Here is a 20865-nt window from a genome sequence, read left to right as displayed (position 1 = left end):
CCATGCGCACTTTGCACACCACCCTGCAGCGGGCCGCGCGCTGGTTTCTGGCGGTCTTGGTCACCGTCTTGGTCGCGTTGTTGGCGTTGGATGCCGCGCATGCTGCGGATCAGTTGCCAGTTCAAGCGCCGAATGCGGCGGCCCCCTATCGCGCCATGTTGGTCCGCGCTGCACACAGCCAGTGGGGCTTGGAGGCGCCGGTGGCAGCGCTGGCCGCCCAGGTGCATCAGGAAAGCGCTTGGCGGCCGACTGCGGTGAGCCGCGTGGGTGCCCAGGGCCTGGCGCAGTTCATGCCCAGCACCGCCAAGTGGTGGTGTGCGCTGCAGGGCTTGGATGCCGCGGCCTGCCAGCCAACAAACCCGACTTGGGCGCTGCGCGCGATGGTGGGTTACGACAAATGGCTGTATGAGCGCACGCCACAGCGCTACAGCGCGCGGGACCGGATGTGGGTGGCGCTGCGTGGTTACAACGGCGGGCTGGGCCATTGGCAAGCCGAGGCACGGCGGGCCGCTAACAGCTCACGCGAGGCGGTAGATGCCGCCTGCGGCCAGGCCAAACGCCACATCAGCCACTGCGCTGAAAACCTGGGCTACCCCGCCCGCATTCTCGACCGGCTGCAGCTGCTCTACGTGAGCTGGGGGCCGCAGGCATGAGGGCTCGCCAAAGCGCCATCGTCGCCTTCTTGGTGTTCGGCTCTGGGATGCTGGCCGGCCAGTGGCTGGGGCATGCCGAGTTGACGGAATTTCGCGCCCAGGTCGCCGAGGACCAGCGCCTGGCGACCCGTGGGGCGGCGCAGCGCCTGCAAGCCGCGCAGGCGCGCGGCGATGTGCTGACCCAGCAGGTCGCTCAGCACGAGCTGCAGATCCAGACTTTGACCAAGGAGAAGCGCGATGCGCTCAAGAACACCACGTCTGGCCGTGCTTGCCTCGGCCCTGCTGCTCTGCGCGTGCTCGACGGCGCGGCCGGCCTACGAGTTGCCGATCTGCCCCCGACCACCGGCGGCGCTGCTGCAGCCGATGCCCGCGTTGCCACAGATTCCGACCTCGGCCAATGGGCCCTCGACGCCGGCGCCCAGTACGAGCGCTGCCGCGAGCGGCTCGACGCGCTGATCGACTGGCACCGTATGCCAACCCATCCCGAAGCGATTCCTTGAAAGCGATCATGACCATCGAACTCTGGCACCTGGTGCTGTTGCTGCTGTCTTTCTTTGGCGCTTGTGGCGCTGTGGCCAAGATGCTGCTGCGGGACCTGAACGAGAACCACCGTCAGCTGCAGGCGCGGCTGGACGGCCTGGAGAGAAACCACCGCGAGGAGTCGGGGCAGTGGCAACGCATTGAACGCGAGCTGCTGAACCTGAAGGCCGAGCTGCCGCTGCACTACGTGCGGCGTGAGGACTATGTGCAGGCGGTGGCCACCATAGGGGCCAAGCTGGATGCGATGGCCATTCGCTTTGAAAACATTTTGCTCAAGGGGGGCAACCGTGAATCCTGACGACCTGATGCGGGTGGCGCAGCGCGCCCGCCGCGAGACCTTGCGCTGGGTGCTGCTGATGACGATGAACACGGCGCGCCCGAGCGAGGCCACGTTGGCGATGCTGCGCGGCGTGGCGGCGGCGGTGTATGCCGATGCGACGGACAACGAGATCCGGCGCGAGCTGGACTATCTGCAGGGGCGCGAGCTGGTGTCGCTGCGCACCGACCCGCTGGGCCAGGTGCGGGCCAAGCTGGAGCGCTACGGCATCGACATCGTGGAGTACACGATTGACTGCGAGCCGGGCATTGCGCGGCCGGCGGCTGGGGGCTGAGGCCATGGGCCGCAAGAGCACCATCTCTCGCTTGCCGCTGGAGCAAAAGGCTTTCATCGAAGGCCGCCTGGCCGAGGGCCGCTGCACGCTGGACGAGCTGATCGCCCAGCTGCGCGAGCGCTGGCCGGCCGCTGACCAGGCTGGCGAGCTGCCCAGCCGCACGGCGGTGCATCGTTATGGCCAGAAGCTGGAGCGGCGCCTGGCCGCCATTCGCGCCAGCACCGAGGCGGCCAAGATCATTCAGGCCCAGGCCGGCGATGACAAGGACGCCCGTAGCGAGGCGCTGACGGCCTTGGTGCAGACGGAGCTGTTCGAGGCCATCCTGGCCCTGCAGGAGGCGGACGATCCAAAGGCCGACCCAAGCGACAGGGTTTCGATGCTGTCGGCCGCGGCCAAGAATATCGCCACGCTGACGCGCAGCTCGGTGAACCTAAAGCAGTTCCAGGCCAAGGTGGAAGAGGACACGCGCAAGCGGCTGTTGGAAGAGCAGCGCGCCAAGCTGGACGCCCTGGGCAGCAAGGGCGGCGTGACCGAAGACACAAAGCGGGCGATCCGCGAGGCGCTGGGGATCGTCTGATGGCCAAACTGAAGGGTCGAGCCAAGTGCATCCCGAAGGATCGCGACGCGATCTTTTTGCCGTTCCAGTCCAAATGGATCAAGGACAGCTCGCGCATCAAGCTGATGGAAAAGAGCCGGCAGATCGGCATCAGCTGGTCGACCGCCTACGGCGCCGATGAGCGGGCCGCAGCCCAGGGCGCGCGCTTCGATGAATGGGTGAGCAGCCGCGACGACATCCAGGCCCGGCTCTTCATTGAGGACTGCAAGCTGTGGGCCGGCGTCATGGGCATGGCGGCCAAGGATCTGGGCGAGCAGGTGCTGGACGCTGAGAAGAAGATCAGCGCCTATGTGCTGCAGTTCGCCAGCGGGCGGCGCATCCACAGCATGAGCAGCAACCCGGACGCCCAGGCAGGCAAGCGCGGCAGCCGCATCCTGGACGAGTTCGCCCTGCACCGTGACCAGCGCAAGATGTGGGCCATTGCCTACCCGGGCATCACCTGGGGCGGCAGCATGGAGATCGTGAGCACCCATCGCGGCTCGCACAGCTTCTTCAATGGCCTGGTGCGCGAGGCCCGGCATGGCGGCAACTCCAAGCGCATCAGCCTGCACCGCGTGACGCTGCAGGATGCGTTGGAGCAGGGCTTCTTGTTCAAGCTGCAGCAGGCGCTACCGGCAGACGCCGAGCAGCAGGACATGGATGAGGCCGCCTATTTCGACTTCACCAAGCATGGGGCGGCGGACGAGGAATCATTCGACCAGGAATACCAGTGCGTTCCAGCCGATGACGACGCCAAGTTTTTGGAATACGGGCTGATCACGGCTTGCGAGTACAGCGGCGGCGAGCGCTGGCAGCGCGGCCTGGAGGGGCCTTTCCAGGGGCGGCTCTTCGCGGGTGTGGACATCGGCCGCAAGAAGGACTTGACCGTGCTGTGGGTGGTCGAGCAGCTGGGTGATGTGTCCTACACCCGCCATGTCGAGACGATGGAGAAGATGCGCAAGAGCGATCAGGAAAAGGTCCTGTGGCCTTGGTTCGAGATCTGTGACCGCATCTGCATTGACGCCACCGGCCTGGGCATTGGGTGGGCCGATGACGCGCAGGACAAGTTCGGCGAGCACCGTGTCGAGGCCGTGAACTTCAGCGCCCAGGTCAAGGAGGCGCTGGCCTACCCGCTCAAGGGCGCCATGGAGGACCGCAAGGTGCGCATCCCCGACGAGGCCAAGATTCGCGCCGACTTGCGCAAGGTGCAGAAGGTGACCAGCTCGGCCGGGAACATCCGCTTTGTGGCCGAGAGCACACCGGATGGCCACGCTGACCGCTTCTGGGCACTGGCGCTGGCCTTGCACGCGGGCAGCAACCCCACGGCACCCATTGAATTCATGAGTAGCGGCCGAAGGGACTCGGCCGGCTTGATGTCGGAGTTTGTCCATGGCTGAGACCAGCACCAAAATCACCCCGCCCGAGATGAACGCCGAGTTCGCCAACCGGCTGCGAGATCCGTTCGAAACGCTGTTCATGGGCGTGATTCAGCCCAATGATCCGCTGCTGATCGAGCGCGGTGCCGGGCCCGAGATCTATCGAGACCTGAAGCGCGATGGCAAGGTGTTCGACGGCTTGCAGAAACGCCAGCTCGCGCTGATCGGCAAGCCCTGGCAAGTCGAGCCCCGCGTGAAGTCGGCCAAGGGTACCCAGGACGCCGAGACCGTGACAACGATTCTGAAGGCCAGCAACTTCGACAAGCTGTGCGCCGATCTGCTGGAGGCGTTGATCGCAGGCTTCGTGCCGGCCGAGGTGGTCTGGACAGTCCGCGACGGCCAGGTCGTGCCTGAGCGTGTGGTCAAACGGGCGCAGCGGCGCTTCAAGTTCATCCAGGTCGAGGAGAACAGCCCGCCGCAACTGCACATGCTGACCCGCGAAAACATGCTGAGGGGCGTTCCGGTACCAGAGCGCAAGTTCATCGTTCACCGCGTCAACCCCGAAGACGACAACCCTTACGGCACTGGGCTGGGCCTGCAGCTATGGTGGGCGGTCTACTTCAAGCGCAAGGGCGTGGTGAGCTGGAACAAGCTCAACGATCGTGTCGGTGGCCCGACGCTTCATGGTGAGTATCCGCGCAACGCTACCAAGAAGGAAAAGGAAACGCTGGCCGACGCGCTGCGCGCCTTCAGTAGCGATGGCTTCGTCATCACACCCGATGGCATGAAGGTCGCTCTGATCGAGAGCAAGCTGCAGGGCAATACGACGCTGCAGCAGACGCTGTGCGAGTACATGGACGACTGGATCGGCGCTGTGCTGACGGGCCAGGAAGCGCGCTCATCCGGCGGCGGTGCGCTGGCCGCGGCGAGCAAAGAACGCGCCGACGTGCGCGAGGATCTGACGCAGGCCGACAGTGATCTGCTGAGCGAGACGCTGAACTCGACGCTGTTGACTTGGATCTGTGAGCTGAATGGGCTGGAGCCCTGCCATGTTTGGCGGCAGATCAAGCAAGAAGACGACTTGAAGGCCTCGGCCGAGACGGACAAGATCATCTCGGATATGGGCTTCGAGTTGTCGCTGGATGCCGTTCGTGCCAAGTATGGCGAGGGCTGGCAGAAGAAGGTCGCTCCGACGGTGGCGCCAGCCCCGGCACCCGCGCTGCAGCGCGGACAGCGGCCGAACTTTGCCGAGGCGGCGAGCGACCAGGACTCACGCGATGCCATCGACGACCTGGTCGATGCCTCCATGGACGACTGGCAGCCGCTGCTGGCACCCATGGTTACGCCGCTGCAGGCCGCCATCGACGAAAGCGTGAACCGCGGCGAGACAGCGGCGGAATTGATTGCTCGCCTGCCTGCGCTGCTGGCCGAGATGGACGCCATGGCCCTGCATCAAGCCCTCACGAACTCCGCATTTACAGCACGGCTCGGCGCCGCTGCCGGTCTGAGCACCGACCCATCCCCCGAGGAGCAATGACATGCCGCTTTCGACGCATTCCATCACCCGTATTGCCCGCACCCCCATATCGGCCTGCCGCTTTGTCGACGTCACGAGCGCTCACACGGCGAGCGCTGCGGCGGCGATTGGGATCAGCGAACAAGCAGCCGGCGCTGGCGAGGCGTTCACTGTCGTGACGTACTACTCGGCGCCCGTGGAGACGGCCGAAGCCCTGGCTGTGGGCGATCTGGTGAAGCCGGCGGCAGATGGTAGTGGCCGTGCTGTGAAGGGTGCAGCGGGCGACTGCTGTGGGCGGGTGATGGAGGCAGCCACGGCCGGGAAGCTTGCCGAAATTCGGTTTCTGGACATACCGGCGTCTGCGGCGTCAGGAGGTGGGAATGGCTCGGCAGGCCTGTCCAGCGCAACTTATGACGCCAGCAACCGAGTCACCAGCTATGCCACCGATGGCGTGACTTACACCGTGACCTATCCCCCCGGAAAAATTCAGGTCACAGCAAGTACTGGCGGAACGCAAACCATCAATCTCGACAGCAACGGTCGCATTGCGTCTGTTGTCGCTGGTTAACCGAAGGAGTTTTAGCAATGGCAAATTTTCTTTATGACAAAGCCCGTGAAGCGTTTGGCAACGCAGGCATCAATTGGTTGAGCGACACGATTTCAGTGATGCTGATCGATGCGAGTGCCTACACGGTCAATGCTGCTACGGACCAATTCCTCTCCAGCATCCCGTCACCAGCCCGTATCGGCTCGGCGGTCGCCCTCACCGGCAAGACCAACGTGGCGGGCGTCATGGGCGCGGCTGATGTTGCGTTCACAGGACTGGTCAGCGCCCCCACCATCGAAGCGGTGGTTTTGTTCAAAGACACCGGCAACGCGGCGACAAGTGCGCTGATTGCCTACATCGACACCGCCTTGGGTCTGCCCACTTCGCCCGGCAATACGCAGGTCAATTTGGCCTGGAACACCGGTGCCAACAAGATTTTCAAACTGTAGAAATCATGGCGACACCACGCGCAGATGCGTATACCGCTGCCGCTGGCGGGGTGATCTATGGGGGCCGCGAGCGACCCCAGTGGCATGACGCCGTTCCCTTGCGCCAGTGGTATAGCGTCCCGGGCACAAACTTCAAGACCTTGGCCGCGGCCTTGATGCCCTATGGCAACTATCCTGGTTCAGACCCAGTAGCTGCGCTGGTCGATGCCTTTGGCGAGCCATGCTTCGATCCCAATGAGATGGCGGTTTACTGCCATGGCGGCGGGCATACCGATGGCTTGAACAATGCCGTAGTCAAGGTTGATCTCACCACCCTCGCACATACGCTGGCCATTCCGCCCTGCGACCCCGCGAAGTGGCCGCCCATCTATGTGGCCACCACGACCGACCGGCACGGCACGCTGCAATATCCCAGCGGCGCCACGCCGGAGTACTACAGCTCAACGCTGACCGACCCGAGGGACACGCCCTACAACCAGTTGATAGACACCCCCATGGTGACCCATCAATACGGGGGCATGGCCATTCGACAGGGGCGCATCACCTATTTCTACAACCAGTACAAAGAGGCCGATGTTCGGGCTGCCAGGTGGAGTCATATCGGCGGCGTCGACCTGGGCGCTCAGCTGAACGCAATCAACCCCAACTACAAGAACGGTGTGCTGGGGCAAGGGACCATGGCTTTGTATGACGATGTGACCGACAGGCACTACGTCACCCTGGTGCCTGGCGACGCCGGCTACAACTGGCGCGGCGGCTTCATTGCCTTCAACCCCGTGACTCGGCAGTTGGACGGCAACAAGATCGCCAATGTGCCTACGCGCAGCTCTATGAACTTCTTCAAGGGCGGCCGGTATGCCTATGGCCTGATGCACGATGTGGCGGCGCCAAACAAGGGCTGGCGTTTCAATCTGGATACGTGGGCGGTGGAATATCTGGTCTTCACCGGTGACCCGATGAGCTATGTGGACGGCTCGGTACCGCTCATGGAGACGTTGATCGCCAACTACCACTCTGGGCGCGGCAGCATTGTGCGCTGGGGTGGCAACTTCGATATGGATGCCCTCTACGAGGTGAATGTGAGCGGCGCCCCCCTCGGCGGCAACGGCAGCGCAGGCAACCCCTATCAGTTTGCCCAGGTTCGCATCCCGATTGCCGGCTCTCGCCCAGCGGCACCGGTCACCCAGATCAACCGCATGTATTTCAACCCGGCTACGGGCTGCATCTTGATGCTGCCCAGAGCCAATTCCAACTGGATTGCGGTGAAGCTATGACCACGACGATCATCAAAACAGTCGGTTCCGGCGGCGACTATGCGGACTTCAACGCTGCAGCCGCAGCGATGCCCGCCGACCTTGTCGCAGCTGATCAAGAGTGGATTCTTGAGATTGGCAATGCTGCCGAACTGGTTCTCTCCACGCCCCAGGCGATTGCAGGCAAGACGGTAGACGCAACGCGCAAGATCACAGTTCGGGCCAAAGCTGGCCAGGGCATGGCCGACAACGCCAACAAGCTCAGCAACCCATTGGCGTACAACCCAGCGAACGGCGCGGCAATTCGGACTACGGCTGGCGGCTGGGGTACAGCGCTTGACTTCCGCAGTGTTCAGCTCGTACAGCGGCTGCAGATCAAGGCGCAAGCCGCCAGCCCGTCGATAACCTTGCGAATGGACGGGGTTGTTGGCGCTCAGATTGATCGCTGCGTGCTCGACTGCGCGATGACTGCCCAGGCCGATGGTGAGGGCGCCATTTGGGTAAATCGCCTCACCAATAGTGTGCTGGTCATCCGGGACGCCGACTATTCGAAAATCGGGGTGGTTCTCAGCGGCGCCAATGCAAGGGCTGACAACGTCACGGCATTCTGTGGAGTCTTGCAGGCGGCTGTCGATTTGTTCTATGCGCGCTACACGGCCGCGGCTGTGAAAAACTGCGCCGTGTTTGGCGCGGGCAATCTCACCAGCCCTTTGCAGTCGGGCTCAACGTCGTTCACCTACACGGTCACCAATCTGGCTGCACCCTCGGGAGTCGGAAACCTTGGTGGCTTAGTCGCGGCTAACCAGTTCACGAATGCCACGCTGGCTAGTCTTGACTTGCGAGTCAAGCCAAGTGCCTCGCTCGTCAACGCGGGCGTGCCCGACGCCGAAACGGGTGGCATCGACGTCGTGGGAATGAGCCGACACGCCAGCACGCCAACAGTTGGGGCATGGGAATTCAAAGCCGCAACCGGCGCATCAATAGCAGGATCTGGCGGCATATCCAGCGCTGAGGCATTTGGGGTGCCGACCGTCACTGCATCAGGCGGCACCAGCGCGACTATTCAAGGCGATGCGATCAAGACGCCTAGCGGTTCAGTGTTGGCCTCGACTTTGATTCCCAAGATTGCGTTTTTGCGGCTGGCGGACATGAGCGTGGCCCTATCGCTGAGCAATCAAACGACCAATGCGCAAGGCTTTGTCCCGGTCACCTCGGCTGCCTTGACGGCTGGCGTTGTCTATCTGCGTGTGTTGGCCGACGGCACGGGCGCTAACGTGGGCTGCAAGGCCTTCACTGCTGTATGACGCAGGTCTACGGTACATCGTTGCTGCCTGGCGCCCAAACCTTTGGCAGTGGTGGCCTGGGTGTTCTGGGTGCCGTCATTCGCGCCAGCACGGGCTCAGGCGCCCACGGACCAGGCTATCTCTACAACGACTGGGACGGCGTGGCTGACGATGCCAAGGAATTCCGTGGCGTCATTGAGACCGCGCCGGCGCTGGGCACGCTGCTCGCTGCGGAGGATGGCAGCTTCACATTCTCTGGTGCGCCAGACGGCGCATATTCATTCAGCTATCGCCTCTATGTCGATGGTGTTGATCTCGGCCTGGCTAGCGTCGCCCTGACTGTGGGTGCGGTGGTCGTAGCGTCGCTCAACGATGTCGGCGGCATCGCCAGCGCTGAAATGATCGGTGCGCCCCAGGTGACCGCAAGCGGTGGCGCGCAGGCGGGCATCACGGGGGCAGGGGGTATTCCGAGCCTTGAAGCGTTTGGCATGACGGCGGTCACCGTCACAGCTCCCGCTGCTATCACGGCGGGCAGGTCACGAATAGGCGTCAGCGCATCGGGAGAGCTCGTGACGCTGACCATGCTTGCCGGTGGGCGAGTTGCGCTCAGCTCAAACGGCTCATTGGTCGCCCTGATGGGCTCACCGATATCTGTCGGCATTGATGCTGCGGGCAAGTTGTTGGCCATTGTCTAGACCCCCAATGCCGACAACCATGACAGACGCACAAATCTTTGCTCAACTGCACAAACTGACCCCGGCAGATGCCGTTGCCTATCTGCAAAAGCGTGGGCAACTGGCCGTCACCTATGGCTGGCAGGACCTCTGGCACGAAGAGCATGCACGCCAGTTCACGATCAGCCGGCTGACCCGTGCTGATTTGCTGTCAAGCCTGCAGGAGATGATCACCAAGAGCGTGGATGGCAATTTGGGCCGCCGTGATTTCGAGCGGGATGCCCAGAAGCTGCTGACAGATGCAGGCTGGTGGGGCACCAAGGAGGTCATCGACCCAGCAACGGGCGAGATTCTCAAGACCCGCTTCGATGCCCAGCGCCTGAAGCTGATCTTCGACACCAACACGCGCAACGCTTATGCGGCGGGACAGTGGGAGCGGGCCCAGCGGACCAAGTTCACGCATCCCTATGGACGCATCATCTCCAAGGACGATGGTCGTGTTCGGCCGGAACATCGCGCTTGGCACAACATCACGTTGCCGCTGGATCACGTGTTCTGGCTGACGCACTGGTGTCCGAACGGATGGAAGTGCCGCTGCAGGATTGTGCTGGTCAGCAAAGCAGAATATGAGCGCGGTCTGACGCCGACTGGCGCGCCTATGAAGAAGGACGCTCCCGATATCATTTGGCGCGACTGGCTGAACCGTCGCACCGGCGAGGTCCAGCGGGTGCCTGCTGGCATCGATCCTGGGTTCGGGTACAACGCGGGCCGAGCTCGTGAGGCGGCCTTGCAGCGCCTGGTACAGAACAAGCTGACCACGCTGGATGCGCCGCTGGGCGCGGCCTTGTGGCAGAGCGTTCAGGCCGAATTGGCTGCCACACAGTTGGCTGAATGCCAGGCCATGGTGGCCCGGGTCAGTTCTGACAAACGAGCAAATGGACAGATGCTGCTGGTGCATACGGTGGACGCGCAGACCCAGCAAGCCCTTGCAGCACAGGGCGTGCGGCTGGACAACGCTGCCGTGCTGCTGCGCGATACCGAGGTGATGCATGCGCTGCGTGACAGCAAGGTAGCACGTGGTGCGGCCGTGCCCGAAAACGTGCTGGCCGACTTGCCGAACCATCTGCCTGGTGCTGCGGTCTATCTGGATACCGTCAACAACACATTGGTTTACGCCATGTCGCTGCCTGGCCAGGTTGGCAAAGTCGTAGTGCGCGTCAACTATTCGGAGAAAGGCCGCCTGGGCGCTGAGCGCATGAAGATCACGGCCAATCATGTGGCGACAGCGGGGATCATCCAGGCCAGCGATTTGCTGGCGGCACGCTATGTGCGGATGAAGTAGAAGTGAGCGGCGCCGGACTCGAACCGGATAATGGCGACCTTCTCAGGCCCCCAACCCTTCCCATTGGAAACTACCGCTCGACGCATATTCTAGGAGCACAGCTTGCTGACTGTCACCGTTGATAGCGCACCCGTCGCCGAAGTGCTTTCCAAGCTGCTGGGCCGTTTGGATGATTTGACGCCGGCCATGGCCAGCATCGGCCAGGAATTGGAAAGCCGAGTCAGCGGCCGCTTTGAGACCGAAACTGATCCGCTCGGACATCCTTGGGCACCCTGGGCGGAGTCCACCAAGGAAAGCTACCCAAAGGACGGCAACCACCGCATCCTGGATCGCTATGGCGATATGCTGCGCAGCCTGAACAGTCGGCCTGACAAGACCAGCGTGCGCGTCGGCTTTGGCGCTGTTTCATCGAAGAAGGGGAAGGACGCCTACGCGGTTTATCACGAGTGGAGCACCGAGCACATGCCGCGCCGTGGCCTGTTGATGGCTGACCCTGACGCCGGAACGTTGGCGCCGGATGACGAGCAGGCGGTGCTGGATATCCTGGGCACTTTCCTTGTCCCGGCGTCCATTTGAATCAAGCTGGCGCCATTTTCCTGGCGCTAAAGTGTCTTTCAGGATTTCATGGCGATAAATCCGCCACCATCCTCATAAATCCTGAAATATCGCGCCGTTCCTTCTTTGGATATCTCACTCTCGTTCAGCATGACTGCCCCGCAACGCCTAAGCTCGGCGCCCATGCAAAACCTCCTCCCCTCCCCTGTTTGGACGGCCAGCCTGGCGCTCTTGCTGGCCAGCGCCGCCCCTCTGCAACACAGCTTGGCGGCAGAAGCCCAGGCCCAGGCCACCAAGACCTGGGACGTCAACAAGCCGCCCGGCGAAGCCAGGACGATCCCCATCGACACCCGCAGCGGCACCTGGATGAGCGTGGACATCAGCCCCGACGGCAAGCAACTCGTCTTCGACCTGCTGGGCGATCTCTACCTACTGCCCATCGCCGGTGGCGAGGCCAAGGCCCTGACCCACTCCATCGCCTGGGAGCAGCAGGCCCGCTTCTCGCCCGATGGCAAGCAGATCGCCTTCGTCAGCGATGCCGGTGGTGGCGACAATATCTGGCTGATGAATGCCGACGGCAGCCAGGCGCGCGCCATCACCAAGGAAGACTACCGCTTGCTCAACAACCCGGTCTGGCATCCGAGCGGCAAATACATCGCCGCCCGCAAGCATTTCACCGGCACCCGTTCGGCCGGTTCGGGCGAGATCTGGCTCTACCACGTGGACGGCCAGGCCGCCGGCAACAAGGGCGTGCAGCTGAACGAAAAGCCCAACTGGCAGAAAGACCTGGGCGAGCCCGCCCTCTCGCCCGACGGCAAATACCTCTACTACTCGCAAGACACGACGCCGGGCAGGACCTTCGAGTACAACAAGGACAGCAATAAGGAGATCTTCAAGATCTTCCGCCAGGACCTGAGCGACGGCTCGGTGGAGCCCTTCGTCCAAGGCCCCGGCGGCGCGATCCGGCCCACGCCCTCGCCCGATGGCCAAACCCTGGCCTTTGTGCGCCGTGTGCGCAACCAGAGCAGCTTGTTCCTGAAAGACCTGCAGACGGGCCGCGAGACCCCGGTCTGGGCCGAGCTGGAGCGCGATCTGCAGGAGTCCTGGTCGGTCTACGGCGTCTACCCCAGCTTTGCCTGGACGCCCGACGCCAAGGCCATCGTCGTCTGGGCCAAGGGCAAGCTGTGGCGGGTCGACCCCTTTGCCACGGACAAAACCAAACAGGCCAGCGAGATCCCCTTCCATATGAAGGACACGCGCGAGTTGCGCGAGGCCTTGCGCTTTGCGCAAGAGGTGGCGCCCGATCAATTCAGCGTCAAACAGCTGCGCTGGGTCCATGTCTCGCCCGAGGGCAAACGGGTAGTCTATTCGGCCCTGGGCCAGCTCTATCTCAAAGACCTGCCCGATGGCGTGCCCAAGCGCATCACCCAGCAAAAAGACGCGTTTGAGTTCTTCCCCAGCTTCTCGCGCGATGGCCGCGAGCTGGTCTACACCAGTTGGAACGACGAGAAGCTGGGCAGCGTGCGCAAGCTCGACCTCGCCAGCGGCCGCGAGACCGTGCTGAGCCAGGCGCCCGGCAAATACCTCTCGCCCCAGTTCTCGCCCGATGGCAAGACCGTCGTGTTCAAAAAGGAAAAAGGCGGCTATCTGACCACGCCCTGGCATGGCCTGGACAGCGGCGTCTACGTAGTGGCGGCGGACGGCAAGACGGCGCCCAAGCGCATCGCCAAGAGCGGCGACTCGCCACAATTCGCCGAGCGCAACGACGCCCTCTACCTGAGCCGCTCCAGCATGACGAGCGAGGTGGATTCGCAGCAAAAGCTGGTCCGCATCGACTTGACGGATCGCAGTGAAACCGAGGTCGCCAAGGGCGAGTTCGTCAGCCAGTTCAGCGTCTCGCCGGACGGCCAGTGGCTGGGCTTTGTCGAGCGCGCCCATGCTTATGTGACGCCCCTGCCCCGGGTCGGCAAGCCCATCAGCGTGGGCCCCAAGATGGACGGCCTGCCGCTCACCAAGCTGGACGGCGTGGCGGGCGAATTCATGCACTGGAGCGGCGACAGCCGGCAAGTGCATTTCTCCTACGGCGACGAACTGTTCAGCGCCCCGCTGGCGGCCGGCGCCAAGCCCGCGCAGGTCGGCCAGAAGATCGGCTTCAGCCAGGCCAGCGACAAGCCCGCTGGCAAGATCGCCATCACCGGCGCCCGCATCGCCACGATGAAGGGCGACGAGGTGATAGAGAACGGCGTGATCCTGGTGGACGGCAATCGCATCGCGGCGATCGGCCTGCCGGCCCAGGTGCAGATTCCGCCGGATGCCAAGCACCTGGACGCCAGCGGCAAGACCATCATCCCCGGCCTGATCGATGCCCACTGGCATGGCGGCATGGGCGAGAGCGAAATCATCCCGCAGCAAAGTTGGGTCAACTACGCCTCGCTGGCCTTTGGCCTGACCACCATCCACGACCCCAGCAACCGCAACGGCGACATCTTCAGCCAGGCCGAGCTGCAGCGCGCCGGCCGGGTCGTGGGCCCGCGCATCTACTCCACCGGCAGCATTCTTTACGGCGCCAAGGCCGGCGTCACGGCCGTGGTGAATCACTTCGATGATGCGCTGACCCATCTGAAGCGCCAGAAGGCCGCCGGTGCCATCAGCGTCAAGAGCTATCAGCAGCCGCGCCGCGAGCAACGCCAGCAGCTGCTGGAGGCCGCGCGCCAGACGGGCATGATGGTGGTGCCCGAGGGCGGCTCCATGTTCCAGCTGAATATGAGCATGATCATCGACGGCCACACCGGCATCGAGCACGCCCTGCCCGTGGCCGAGGTCTACGACGATGTGAACCAGCTTTGGACGCAGACGCAAGTGGGCTACACGCCCACGCTGAACGTGGCCTACGGCGGCCTGGACGGCGAGCATTACTGGTATGCCCGCACGGAGGTGTGGAAGCACCCCATCCTGTCCAGATTCGTGCCCCGCACGCTGCTGGAATCACGCAGCGTGCGCCGCCTCACCGCGCCCGAGGAGGACTTCAACGTGCTGCGCGTCGCCAAGACCGCCACCGCCTTGCAGCGCGCCGGCGTGCCCGCCAATATCGGCGCCCACGGCCAGCGCGAGGGCCTGGGCGCGCATTGGGAGATGTGGATGTTTGGCCTGGGCGGCATGAAGCCGCTGGAAGCCCTGCGCACGGCCACCGCCAATCCGGCGCGTTATCTGGGCCTGGACAAGGACCTCGGTTCGCTGGAAGTGGGCAAGCTGGCCGATCTGCTCATCATCGACGGCGATGTGCTGGCCGATATCCGCCAGAGCGACCGCATCAGCCATGTGATGCAAAACGGCCGCCTCTACGAGCTGCCGACCATGAACGAGGTGCTGTCCCGCAACAAGGCGCGCAAGCCCTTTTTCTTTGAAGGGGTCAATGCCGACGTCGCCATCGACGAAACCATGCTGGGCCACGGGCATGGAGAGGACTGAGGACGGGCCGCGCGACAAGCGGCCGGTCTGAAACAGGACCGAGCCGGCCAATCCCTAAGCCTTGCGGAAGGCCGCCGGCGGCTGGCCCAACAGCCTCTGAAAAGATCGCCGCATGCGCTCGGCGTTGCCAAAGCCGCAGTCCTGGGCAATGCGCTGGACCGAGGGCTGCCCGCCCTCCAAAGCGGCGCGTGCGGCATCCACCCGCAGGCGCTCGATGACCTGGGCGGGCGTGGCCCCCGTCTCGGCCCGGAAGCAGCGGGCGAAATGCCTGGGGCTCATGCAGGCCCGCGCGGCCAGCGCCTCGACCCGGTGATCCAGGCCCAGATGCTGGCGCACATAGTCCAGCAAGTCGCCAAAACGCCCCTCGGGCCGCTGCAGCTCCAACAGGGGCGAGAACTGGGACTGCCCGCCCGGGCGCCGCCGCTCCACCACCAGTTGGCGAGCCGCCGCGCCCGCCACGCCCTCGCCGCAATCCTGCGCGACCAGGGCCAGGCACAGGTCGATGCCGGCCGTCATGCCCGCGCTGGTCCAGATTTCGGGCCGCCTGCCGCTGCCTTCGCCGGCCGCGGTTTCTCGCACAAAAATGCGCTCGGGCTGGAGCTTGACGGCAGGAAACTCGCTCGCGAACTGCCGGCTTCTGGACCAATGCGTGGTGGCAGCCCGCTGCTCGAGCAGGCCCGCCGCCGCGAGCAGCAGGCTGCCGCTGCAGATGCTGGCCAGGCGCGCGCCGCTGCGGCTGGCGCGCTGCAGCCAGCGACACAGGCGGGGATCCCGGCAGGCCGCGTCGACGCCATCGCCACCGATCACCATCAGCAGATCGCCCTCACCCACGCTGCGCGGCAGCGCCTGCACCGGCCAGTCGAGGCCCGCCGAGCTGCGAACGCTGCCCGCCACGCTGGCCGCCAGCCGCCAGCTGTAGCTGCCCGGCTGCTGCAGGCGAGCCAGCTCGAACACGGCCATGGGCCCGGCCAGATCCAGCTGCTGGAAACCGGGGAACAGGACAAAAACAATGCGACAGGCCATGCCTCATTCTGACAGCCGACGGGCCGCCGAGTCATGGCAGAAAAAGTGGGAACAGCGTCATTGCTGACAGCCGCGCGCTTGCGCAAACTGCCGGCTCCCAGATCCATCGCCGGCAGGAGGCCGCATGAACGACGACGCAAACGACTACGGCAAGCATCTCATCACCATCACCCAGCGGCCCGAGCTTGTGTTTGCGCAAGGCCAGGGTGCCTGGCTGGTCGACGAAGGCGGCAAGCGCTATCTCGACCTGATCCAGGGCTGGGCCGTCAACAGCCTCGGACACAGCCCCGCCCTGCTGGCGCAAGCCCTGACGCAGCAGGCACAACAGCTGCTGAACCCGAGCCCGGCTTTCTACAACCGGCCCATGCTGGAGCTGGCCCAACGGCTGGTGGAGCTGACTTGCATGGACCGTGTCTTCCTCGCCAGCTCGGGCGCCGAGGCCAACGAGGCCGCGATCAAGCTGGCGCGGCGCTGGGGCCAGAAAATGCGCCAGGGGGCGTTTGAAATCATCGGCTTCGAGGGCGGCTTTCATGGCCGCACGCTGGCCATGATGAGCGCCTCCGGCAAGCCCGGCTGGGAGCGCATCTACCCGCCCATGCCCACGGGCTTTCCCAAGGCTAGGCTGAACGATATCGAGTCCGTCGCGCGGGCGATCCAGCCGAGCAGCGTCGCCGTCATGATCGAGTTCGTGCAGGGCGAGGCCGGCGTTAATCTGGCCGACCCGGGCTTTGTGCGAGAGCTGCGCGCCCTGAGCACGGAGCGCCAACTGCTGCTGATCGCCGACGAGGTGCAGACCGGCGTCGGCCGCTGCGGCCATGCTTTTGCCTACGAGATGTATGGCATCGAGCCCGATCTGCTCACCCTCGCCAAAGGTATTGGCGGCGGCGCCCCCTTGTCCGCCCTTCTTTGCAAGGAGCGCTACAACTGCTTTGAGCCCGGCGACCAGGGCGGCACTTTCTGCGGCAACCCCTTGATGGCGGCCTTGGGCCTGGCCGTCTTGAACGAGGTCTGCCGGGACGAGTTTCTGGCCCGCGTGCGCCAGCGCGGCCACTACCTCGCCGCGGGCCTGCAGAAGCTGGCCCGTGAGCACGGCCTGGTCGGCGAACGCGGTGCCGGGCTGCTCAGGGCCTTGGTCCTGCCCGGCAATCATGCGGAGCAAATCGTCAGCAGCGCCCGCAATCTGGCGCCCACAGGCCTGCTGCTCAACGCGCCACGCCCCAATCTGCTGCGCTTGATGCCGGCCCTGAACATCACCGAGGAGGAAATCGATCAGGGCCTTGAATTGCTGGGGCGGGCGCTGACCGAGACCTTGGCCGACGCGCTCTCAGCTTAAGCTCAGCGGCACAAAAATCCTGTCCGCCCCGCGCTGCACCAGCAAGGCCAGCGACTTCTCGGTGCCAGCCACCGCCGCGCGCAGCTCTTGCACCGAGCTCAGGGCCGAGCCGTTGACGGCCAAGAGCACATCGCCGGGGCGCAGGCCCGCCTTGGCGGCCGGGCCGCTGGCTTGTTCGACCAGCAGGCCGGCGCGGATGCCGGACTGCTGCATTTCCTGCGGCTGCAAGGGCCGCAAGGCCAGGCCCAGCCGGCCTTGCGGTGCAACTGCGGCGGCCCCATCCTCGCTGGCAACACGCGGATTCATGGCCGCAGCATCGCCCAGCTTGGCGCTGAAGGTCTCGCTTCGGCCCTGGCGCCAAACGTCCAGCTTCACCGTATCGCCCGCCTGCGACTGGCCCACCAAGGCGGGCAGATCGCTGCTGGCCACAATCGCCTGGCCATTGAACTTGAGGATCACATCGCCCGGGCGCAGGCCGGCCTTGGCGGCAGGGCCGCCCTCCTCCACGCTGGCCACCAGGGCGCCCTCGGGCTTGTCCAGCTTGAAGGAGTCGGCAAACGCCTGGTTGAGGTCCTGGATGCTGAGGCCCAGCCTGGCATGCTGGGCCTGGCCGGTTTTCTCGATCTGCAGCCTGACCTTGTTGGCCAGCTCGATGGGGATGGCGAAGGACAGGCCCTGGTAGCCGCCCGTCTGGCTGAAGATCTGCGAATTGATGCCCACCACCTCGCCGCGGCTATTGAACAGCGGGCCGCCCGAGTTGCCAGGGTTGACGGCCACATCGGTCTGGATGAAGGGCACATAACTCTCATCTGGCAGGGCCCGGCCCTTGGCGCTGATCACCCCGGCGCTGACGCTGTTCTCAAAGCCAAAGGGCGAGCCTATGGCCAGCACCCATTCGCCCACCCGCGTCGTGCTGCTGCTGCCCAGGGTCACCACGGGCAGGTTCTTGGCCTCGATCTTGAGCACGGCCACATCGGTCTTGGCATCACTGCCCAAGACCTCGGCCTGGAACTCGCGCTTGTCGCTCAGTTTGACCGTCACTTCTTGCGCGCCACGCAGCACATGGGCATTGGTCAGGATCACCCCATCGCTGCTGACGATGAAGCCAGAGCCTTGGCCACGCACAGGCGTCTCCCGCCCTTCGCTCATGCCGGGGATCTGGAAGCGCCGGAAGAACTGGAACATGGGGTCATGGGGGTCCAGCTGCGGGCCGGCCGCGCGGCCGGCCGTCTTGACGCTGCCGCTGACGCTGATATTGACCACGGCCACGCCCTGGGTGGTGGCGATCTGGGCGAAGTCGGGCAGGCCAGCGGCCGGCACCGGCGCCGCCAGGCCGGCCACCGGGGTGGCAGGCGCGCCATCCGTCTTGCTGGAGGCCGCCATCTGCAAGGCAGCGGACGTGCCGCCCGCCGCCAACACGCCGGTCGCCACCAGCGCCCACACCAGGCGGCGCAGCGGCAACAGGATTTCGGTCTTTTTGCCGTTCTGGTTGTTCGAGTCCATCGATGTGCTCCTTCATGCAAAGAGGTTTGCGATGGAGGCACTTTGCCGACCAAAACTTAGGGCTCACTTAAGCCAGCGGGAACTTCACCTCCAGCCGCAAACCTCCCAGCTGCGCTGACTGAGCCAAGCCTATCGTCGCCCCATGGGCCCGTGCAATGCTTTGCACAATGGCCAGGCCCAGGCCGCTGCCCTGCACCGGCTCGTGGCTGTCACCGCGGTAGAAGCGTTCGAACACCCGCTCCCGCTGCTCGGGCGGGATGCCGGGGCCGCCGTCCTCCACCCGCAGCAAGGCCAGGCCACCGTCGCGCTGCAGGCTCAGATCCACCCGGCCGCCAGGCGGGCTGTATTTGATGGCGTTGTCCAGCAGATTGCGCATCAGCACCCGCAAGGCCTCGGGCCTGCCCTGGATCTGAATCTCATCGGCATGGCTCAGGCCCAGATCGCCCCCGGCCTGCTCGGCCGCCACGCTGGCCTCCACCACCGCCTCGCGGCAGAGCGCGGCCAGGTCGACGGCCTGCATTGCCGGCCCCTGGCCCTGCGCCTCCTGGCGCGCCAGCTGCAGCATCTGCTCGGTCAGACGGCTGGCGCGGGCAATGCCCTGGCCCAGGCGCTCCTGCGCCAGCGCGCGGGCCGCCTCGTCGCTGCCGGCCCGTTTGAGGCCTTGCCACTGCAAGCTCAGGGCCGCCAGGGGCGAACGCAATTCATGTGCGGCATTCGCCACAAAGCTTTGCTGAGCGGCAAAGGCCTGGCTCACCCGGCCCAGCAGCTTGTTGAAGGCCTGCAGCAAGGGCTGCAGCTCGCTGGGCAGGTCCTGCGCCGGCAGCGGGGCCAGATCGTCGGCACCGCGCTGGGTCAATTGCGCGCTGATGCGCTGCACCGGCGCCAGGGCCTGGCCCACCACCCACCAGACCAGCAGGGCCAGAAAAGGCCACATCAACGCGATGGGCAGCACCGTGCGCCAGGCCAGCTGGCCGGCCATGCGCTGACGCACCGCCAGGTCCTGCGCCACCTGCACCAGCTGGTAAGGCGTTTGCAGAGAAAACACCCGGAAGCGCTTGCCGCCCTGGCTCAGCTCGGTGAAGCCCAGCAAGGCCTGTTGCGGCAGCAGTAACTCGCCGGGCGAGCGGAATAGCGAGGCGCCGTCCACGCCCCAGACCTGGACCAGGAAGTCAAAGCTCTGGTCCTGGGCCAGCGGCAGCGAGACCGTGCCGCGGCCGACGCCGCCGCGCAGCGAGATCGCCATCTGCTGCATCTGGTAATCAAAAATCTGATCGGCCTCGTGCAAGGCCGTGTGATAGGCGCTCAGGCCTTGCACGAGGCCGGCCAGGCTCATGCCGGCCAGCAGAAAGACGATCAGGCGATTGCGCAGCGAGCGCGGCAGCCCCTCCAATTCAAACAAGGCCTTCTTGCTCATTCTTTTGGCACCCGGTAGCCGACGCCGCGCACATTCTGGATCAGGGCCGCCCCCAGCTTTTTGCGCAGGCCGTGGATATAGACCTCGACCGCGTTGCTGGAGATCTCGTCCTTCCAGCCATACAGTTTTTCCTCCAGTTGCTGGCGCGACAGGACCAGGCCCGGCCGCGCCAGCAGCGGCTCCAGCACCGCCCATTCCTTGGCCGAGAGCTGCACCGCCTGGCCTTGCGCGTCCCAGGCCTCACGGCTGGCCGGCCGGATGCTGACGCCCATGTGCTCGTACACCGGCTCGGCCCGGCCCTGGGCCCGGCGCAGCAGCGCACGCACCCGGGCCAGCAATTCGTCCAGCTCGAAGGGCTTGAGCAGATAGTCGTCGGCCCCGGCGTCCAGGCCGGCGACGCGCTGCTCGAGCGCGTCACGCGCGGTGGCAATCAAGACCGGCAGCTGAGCCTTGCGGGCGCGCAGCGAGCGCAGCAGCTGCATGCCATCGCGCTTGGGCAGACCCAGGTCCAGGATCAGCAAGTCGTAGGCCTGCGCCAGCAAGGCGGCCTCGGCCAGTTCGCCGTCGCGCACCCAGTCCACCGCATAGCCCTCGGCGCGCAGCAGATCGAGCAACTGCTCGCCAATCATCTTGTCGTCTTCCACCAGCAGCAAGCGCATGTTCAGACCTCCTTGCCAAAGCCAGGATTCTCCACGCCTCGCTGGACCCCGCTTAAATCCGTTCTCGCCCG

Annotated in this window: 20 protein-coding genes; 16 read left to right on the top strand and 4 right to left on the bottom strand. The window is 64.9% G+C overall.

Features of this window, described 5'->3' with window-relative positions:
- Nucleotides 1–2: 2 nt before the first annotated feature.
- The 15 genes from HNP55_RS17615 to HNP55_RS17545 all read left to right on the top strand — a co-directional run bounded on the left by HNP55_RS17615 (nt 3) and on the right by HNP55_RS17545 (nt 14862).
- The gene (locus HNP55_RS17615; protein WP_184302313.1) at nt 3–653 is read left to right on the top strand and encodes a transglycosylase SLT domain-containing protein; all 651 of its coding nucleotides are present in this window, start codon (nt 3–5) and stop codon (nt 651–653) included.
- Nucleotides 650–1153, top strand: a complete 504-nt coding sequence (locus HNP55_RS17610; protein WP_184302311.1) for a hypothetical protein — start codon at nt 650–652, stop codon at nt 1151–1153. Before HNP55_RS17615 ends, HNP55_RS17610 begins: the two co-directional genes overlap by 4 nt.
- Nucleotides 1154–1161: 8 nt before the next feature.
- The gene (locus tag HNP55_RS17605) at nt 1162–1491 is read left to right on the top strand and encodes a hypothetical protein (RefSeq protein ID WP_184302309.1); all 330 of its coding nucleotides are present in this window, start codon (nt 1162–1164) and stop codon (nt 1489–1491) included.
- Nucleotides 1481–1804 (top strand): hypothetical protein, encoded by a 324-nt coding sequence (locus HNP55_RS17600; protein ID WP_348648726.1) that lies wholly within the window; start codon nt 1481–1483, stop codon nt 1802–1804. The genes HNP55_RS17605 and HNP55_RS17600 overlap by 11 nt, the downstream gene beginning before the upstream one ends.
- 4 nt (nt 1805–1808) lie before the next feature.
- Nucleotides 1809–2381, top strand: a complete 573-nt coding sequence (locus HNP55_RS17595) for a phage protein Gp27 family protein (protein WP_184302307.1) — start codon at nt 1809–1811, stop codon at nt 2379–2381.
- Nucleotides 2381–3796 (top strand): terminase large subunit domain-containing protein, encoded by a 1416-nt coding sequence (locus HNP55_RS17590; protein WP_184302305.1) that lies wholly within the window; start codon nt 2381–2383, stop codon nt 3794–3796. The genes HNP55_RS17595 and HNP55_RS17590 overlap by 1 nt, the downstream gene beginning before the upstream one ends.
- Nucleotides 3789–5312 (top strand): DUF935 domain-containing protein, encoded by a 1524-nt coding sequence (locus tag HNP55_RS17585; protein ID WP_221439650.1) that lies wholly within the window; start codon nt 3789–3791, stop codon nt 5310–5312. Before HNP55_RS17590 ends, HNP55_RS17585 begins: the two co-directional genes overlap by 8 nt.
- A gap of 1 nt (nt 5313) precedes the next feature.
- Nucleotides 5314–5859 carry a capsid cement protein gene (locus tag HNP55_RS17580; protein ID WP_184302303.1) on the top strand — a complete coding sequence of 182 codons (546 nt, stop codon included), beginning with the start codon at nt 5314–5316 and terminating at the stop codon, nt 5857–5859.
- 17 nt (nt 5860–5876) lie between these two features.
- Entirely contained in the window at nt 5877–6287 is a 411-nt protein-coding gene (locus HNP55_RS17575) for a hypothetical protein (protein ID WP_184302301.1), read from the top strand.
- A gap of 5 nt (nt 6288–6292) precedes the next feature.
- Nucleotides 6293–7561 (top strand): hypothetical protein, encoded by a 1269-nt coding sequence (locus HNP55_RS17570; protein ID WP_184302300.1) that lies wholly within the window; start codon nt 6293–6295, stop codon nt 7559–7561.
- Nucleotides 7558–8844 carry a hypothetical protein gene (locus HNP55_RS17565; protein ID WP_184302298.1) on the top strand — a complete coding sequence of 429 codons (1287 nt, stop codon included), beginning with the start codon at nt 7558–7560 and terminating at the stop codon, nt 8842–8844. Before HNP55_RS17570 ends, HNP55_RS17565 begins: the two co-directional genes overlap by 4 nt.
- Nucleotides 8841–9518, top strand: a complete 678-nt coding sequence (locus tag HNP55_RS17560) for a hypothetical protein (RefSeq protein WP_184302296.1) — start codon at nt 8841–8843, stop codon at nt 9516–9518. The genes HNP55_RS17565 and HNP55_RS17560 overlap by 4 nt, the downstream gene beginning before the upstream one ends.
- 19 nt (nt 9519–9537) lie before the next feature.
- Complete coding sequence (locus tag HNP55_RS17555; protein ID WP_184302294.1) at nt 9538–10839, top strand: phage minor head protein; 1302 nt, start codon at nt 9538–9540, stop codon at nt 10837–10839.
- A 102-nt stretch (nt 10840–10941) separates the two neighbouring features.
- Complete coding sequence (locus tag HNP55_RS17550; RefSeq protein WP_184302290.1) at nt 10942–11415, top strand: phage virion morphogenesis protein; 474 nt, start codon at nt 10942–10944, stop codon at nt 11413–11415.
- A 162-nt stretch (nt 11416–11577) separates the two neighbouring features.
- Entirely contained in the window at nt 11578–14862 is a 3285-nt protein-coding gene (locus HNP55_RS17545; RefSeq protein ID WP_184302288.1) for an amidohydrolase family protein, read from the top strand.
- Nucleotides 14863–14916: 54 nt separating this feature from the next.
- Here HNP55_RS17545 and HNP55_RS17540 read toward each other — a convergent pair whose 3' ends face one another.
- Nucleotides 14917–15885, bottom strand: a complete 969-nt coding sequence (locus tag HNP55_RS17540; protein WP_184302284.1) for a GlxA family transcriptional regulator — start codon at nt 15883–15885, stop codon at nt 14917–14919.
- 124 nt (nt 15886–16009) lie between these two features.
- Here HNP55_RS17540 and HNP55_RS17535 point away from each other — a divergent pair, with 124 nt between their 5' ends.
- Complete coding sequence (locus tag HNP55_RS17535) at nt 16010–17218, top strand: acetylornithine transaminase (RefSeq protein ID WP_184302282.1); 1209 nt, start codon at nt 16010–16012, stop codon at nt 17216–17218.
- Here HNP55_RS17535 and HNP55_RS17530 read toward each other — a convergent pair.
- From HNP55_RS17530 to HNP55_RS17520, 3 genes are all read right to left on the bottom strand, one after another.
- Entirely contained in the window at nt 17210–18721 is a 1512-nt protein-coding gene (locus HNP55_RS17530) for a Do family serine endopeptidase (protein ID WP_184302279.1), read from the bottom strand. The genes HNP55_RS17535 and HNP55_RS17530 overlap by 9 nt on opposite strands.
- Before the next feature lie 67 nt (nt 18722–18788).
- Complete coding sequence (locus tag HNP55_RS17525) at nt 18789–20135, bottom strand: ATP-binding protein (protein ID WP_184302276.1); 1347 nt, start codon at nt 20133–20135, stop codon at nt 18789–18791.
- Nucleotides 20132–20794: a response regulator gene (locus HNP55_RS17520; RefSeq protein WP_184302274.1), complete on the bottom strand. Its 663-nt coding sequence runs from the start codon at nt 20792–20794 to the stop codon at nt 20132–20134. Before HNP55_RS17520 ends, HNP55_RS17525 begins: the two co-directional genes overlap by 4 nt.
- Nucleotides 20795–20865 lie beyond the last annotated feature (71 nt).

Origin of the sequence: Roseateles oligotrophus (genome assembly GCF_014204525.1) — a bacterium.
In the GTDB taxonomy this organism is placed as follows: Bacteria; Pseudomonadota; Gammaproteobacteria; order Burkholderiales; family Burkholderiaceae_C; genus Paucibacter_A; species Paucibacter_A oligotrophus_A.
This window is presented reverse-complemented; position numbering and strand designations above follow the sequence as displayed.

Bases quoted from the DNA above. Each gene is read 5' to 3' on its own strand.
- HNP55_RS17540 (WP_184302284.1), bottom strand. From the start codon at position 15,885: ATGGCCTGTCGCATTGTTTTTGTCCTGTTCCCCGGTTTCCAGCAGCTG.
- HNP55_RS17595 (WP_184302307.1), top strand. From the start codon at position 1,809: ATGGGCCGCAAGAGCACCATCTCTCGCTTGCCGCTGGAGCAAAAGGCT.
- HNP55_RS17615 (WP_184302313.1), top strand. From the start codon at position 3: ATGCGCACTTTGCACACCACCCTGCAGCGGGCCGCGCGCTGGTTTCTG.
- HNP55_RS17575 (WP_184302301.1), top strand. From the start codon at position 5,877: ATGGCAAATTTTCTTTATGACAAAGCCCGTGAAGCGTTTGGCAACGCA.
- HNP55_RS17565 (WP_184302298.1), top strand. From the start codon at position 7,558: ATGACCACGACGATCATCAAAACAGTCGGTTCCGGCGGCGACTATGCG.
- HNP55_RS17530 (WP_184302279.1), bottom strand. From the start codon at position 18,721: ATGGACTCGAACAACCAGAACGGCAAAAAGACCGAAATCCTGTTGCCG.
- HNP55_RS17605 (WP_184302309.1), top strand. From the start codon at position 1,162: ATGACCATCGAACTCTGGCACCTGGTGCTGTTGCTGCTGTCTTTCTTT.
- HNP55_RS17580 (WP_184302303.1), top strand. From the start codon at position 5,314: ATGCCGCTTTCGACGCATTCCATCACCCGTATTGCCCGCACCCCCATA.
- HNP55_RS17570 (WP_184302300.1), top strand. From the start codon at position 6,293: ATGGCGACACCACGCGCAGATGCGTATACCGCTGCCGCTGGCGGGGTG.
- HNP55_RS17545 (WP_184302288.1), top strand. From the start codon at position 11,578: ATGCAAAACCTCCTCCCCTCCCCTGTTTGGACGGCCAGCCTGGCGCTC.
- HNP55_RS17590 (WP_184302305.1), top strand. From the start codon at position 2,381: ATGGCCAAACTGAAGGGTCGAGCCAAGTGCATCCCGAAGGATCGCGAC.
- HNP55_RS17525 (WP_184302276.1), bottom strand. From the start codon at position 20,135: ATGAGCAAGAAGGCCTTGTTTGAATTGGAGGGGCTGCCGCGCTCGCTG.
- HNP55_RS17560 (WP_184302296.1), top strand. From the start codon at position 8,841: ATGACGCAGGTCTACGGTACATCGTTGCTGCCTGGCGCCCAAACCTTT.
- HNP55_RS17585 (WP_221439650.1), top strand. From the start codon at position 3,789: ATGGCTGAGACCAGCACCAAAATCACCCCGCCCGAGATGAACGCCGAG.
- HNP55_RS17610 (WP_184302311.1), top strand. From the start codon at position 650: ATGAGGGCTCGCCAAAGCGCCATCGTCGCCTTCTTGGTGTTCGGCTCT.
- HNP55_RS17535 (WP_184302282.1), top strand. From the start codon at position 16,010: ATGAACGACGACGCAAACGACTACGGCAAGCATCTCATCACCATCACC.
- HNP55_RS17555 (WP_184302294.1), top strand. From the start codon at position 9,538: ATGACAGACGCACAAATCTTTGCTCAACTGCACAAACTGACCCCGGCA.
- HNP55_RS17520 (WP_184302274.1), bottom strand. From the start codon at position 20,794: ATGCGCTTGCTGCTGGTGGAAGACGACAAGATGATTGGCGAGCAGTTG.